Here is a 2,754-nt window from a genome sequence, read left to right as displayed (position 1 = left end):
TAAAGTTACATCTTGCTCTAGGCTGTTGAAACACAGTTACACAAACAAAACCTGCTGGGAGCAGGTTACAAAACCCTTTATTTTCAGTTGGTTCGCGCTTTCCTAGCTAGAATGCGATCGCCTTTCCATTCGGAGAGCTTGGCGCAAGATGTGAGTTGAGCTATTTTAACCACGATAACCACGCAGACCAACTTTGTACTAAGTGAGCAAATTCGGCATAACCGGCAGCACCGGGGTGAGCGCCATCATTCGCTGTTGCCTCACCGATCCACACCGATGACGCCTGTAAAGGAGTAAAAACATCTAAATAAGGCACATTGCGATCGCTACATAAACGAGCTACCTGCTCAGACAAACCAGCGATCCTCAAATTTTGCTCAATCTCTGCAACGGGTGGCGCTCCCACCATCAAGACTGGAAATGTTTGCCTTGCAACTTCAAGAATTGCACAGCAATTTTCTAGGGAATCCGCTAACTCCACACGAGTCTTCCCATCTTCCAGGGTGGTGTCATTTACACCAAACGAGAAGACAATCCTGCCATCATATTCTTTAGGTAAGCGACAAGTAACCTCACCTAGCCAACGGGATCTAATATCCGCGCTGGTTTCCCGCCGTACCCCAAGATTGTAATAAGTAATGTCATAACCTTGCTTTCGTGCTGCTGCACAAATTCTTCCCGTCCAACCGAGGCACTCTGGATCGCCAGTTCCGTTTACAAAAGAGTCACCAATAAAGCAAATTCGCATTTTGTCTGAAATTTATTTTTAGTTTTTTCCCATATTTATTTTTCTGAATAGCACCAGCATCCTTGGCTCTAGAAGAACTTCACCGGATTGAGCGAGCGCTCTTACAGTTTTTCATAACAATTCCATTTCCTCTTTAATATTTTGCCTAGCTTGTTGTTCTAGAGCAACAAACATTTTTTCAGTAAAATATATTCGTTCTCGGTTTAAAAAGCTCTGCAATACTTGTTTCCTACCTGTTCTGTATTTTGTGGAAGAGACCCATAAATACTCTTTTCTAATTGCTTGAGCATATATTCTGTATTTAGTAGCCGATGCTCCTAATATAGAAAGGTCTGCATCTAGAAAAATTTTGCTATCAATACCGTCTATATTTTGATTGTATTTGGTTTTTCTAATTAAAGAATATACAACCTCTATAGTTGATGAGGGAATGTCTAACCCTTTCAAAATCATCGCTGCATATTCTGCACTTTTTTCCTCATTATCGTTAGCTTTTGGGTTATAAACTGCATCGTGAAACCAAGCTGCAAATTCAATTGCTGCATAGTTTTGGGATAGCGATCGCAAATCGTTAAGCGTTGCTAAAACTTGTTCTATATGCTCCAAAGTATGATAATGTCTACCATCACTGGAGTAAGCCTTGAATAAGTCAAGCAACACTTTCTGAGCAATCTTTTGCTCAACCTGAAACGGTTGTAGTAAAGACTCCCATCTAGATTGCAAATTAGAGCATCTTTCTGTGTCTAGATTGTAGCGCGATCGCATATTTCCCCAAAATTCTTAGCGAATCATTTGCTCTTGGTTAATGAATTAAAATACATCAACTGACTCAAACTGCTTTTGAGACTGAGCGTGTGAAGCTTCGCCACAGGTGCGGGGAGTAGGAAATATTTTACCCGGATTAGCCAAACCTTTGGGATTAAATACTTGGCGCACCCATTGCATTGTTTCTAGATCCGTTTCGGTAAACATTTGCGGCATATAGCATTTTTTATCCGCACCAATCCCGTGTTCCCCAGAAAGGCTTCCGCCTACTTCTACGCAAAGTTTAAGAATTTCCCCGCCTAATTCTTCCACCTGTTCCAACGCTCCAGGAATTGAATTATCATAAAGAATGAGTGGGTGAAGATTGCCATCTCCAGCATGAAAGACGTTAGCAATACGATAGCCGTACTTTTGACTCAATGCTTCAATTTCTTGCAGTACAAATCGCATTTGAGTCCGGGGAATTACCCCATCTTGGACATAATAATCAGGGCTGAGTTTGCCTGCTGCTGCGAAGGCTGCTTTCCGTCCTTTCCAGAGTTTTAGACGGGTTTCTGGCTCGTTTGCCGTGGTGATACTACGCGCTCCATTGGTGGTGCAAATTTCCGCAATACGCTGTTTATTTGCCGCCACTTCCACTTCTAAGCCGTCTATTTCAACTAACAAGATAGCGGCAGCATCTCTAGGATAACAACCTGTTGCTACAACATCTTCGACAGCGTTGATGCTGATATTATCCATAATCTCCATACCGCCTGGAATTATTCCAGCGCTGATAATATCTGATACAGCGGCTCCAGCATCTTCGACACTGGTAAAATCTGCTAAAAGAACGCAAATAGATTCCGGGGTCTTAAGAATTCTCAAAGTAATTTCTGTAGCGATACCTAGCGTGCCTTCAGAACCAACAAATAAACCCGTTAAATCGTAACCAGGCATTTCGGGAATTTGTCCTCCCACGTCTACAATAGAGCCATCGGGGAGAACTAATTTTAAACCTAAAACGTGGTTGGTGGTGACCCCATATTTAAGACAATGGACGCCTCCAGAATTTTCTGCAACGTTACCGCCAATCGAGCATACAATCTGGCTGGAAGGGTCAGGCGCATAGTAAAATCCGGCACCGCTAACGGCTTGCGTTACCCAGTTATTAATTACTCCTGGCTGCACCACAACCCGCTGATTTTCTAAGTCAATGCTCAAGAGTTTTCGCATCAATGCAGTAACAATTAGCACGCAAT

The 2,754-nt window shown here is 42.7% G+C and carries 3 protein-coding genes; all 3 read right to left on the bottom strand.

Going from position 1 to position 2,754, the window contains the following annotated elements:
* Positions 1 to 160: 160 nt before the first annotated feature.
* Positions 161 to 748 (bottom strand): GDSL-type esterase/lipase family protein, encoded by a 588-nt coding sequence (locus H6F50_RS08415; RefSeq protein WP_190428318.1) that lies wholly within the window; start codon positions 746 to 748, stop codon positions 161 to 163.
* A gap of 111 nt (positions 749 to 859) precedes the next feature.
* Positions 860 to 1,513 (bottom strand): hypothetical protein, encoded by a 654-nt coding sequence (locus H6F50_RS08410; RefSeq protein WP_242028942.1) that lies wholly within the window; start codon positions 1,511 to 1,513, stop codon positions 860 to 862.
* A gap of 45 nt (positions 1,514 to 1,558) precedes the next feature.
* Positions 1,559 to 2,754 (bottom strand): FAD-linked oxidase C-terminal domain-containing protein (locus tag H6F50_RS08405; RefSeq protein ID WP_190428316.1); only part of this gene is annotated, 1,196 nt, incomplete at its 5' end.

This window comes from Coleofasciculus sp. FACHB-712 (genome assembly GCF_014695635.1).
GTDB lineage: Bacteria > Cyanobacteriota > Cyanobacteriia > Cyanobacteriales > FACHB-T130 > FACHB-T130.
The sequence above is the reverse complement of the archived record's forward strand: the minus strand, read 5'-3'. Positions and strand labels throughout refer to the sequence as shown.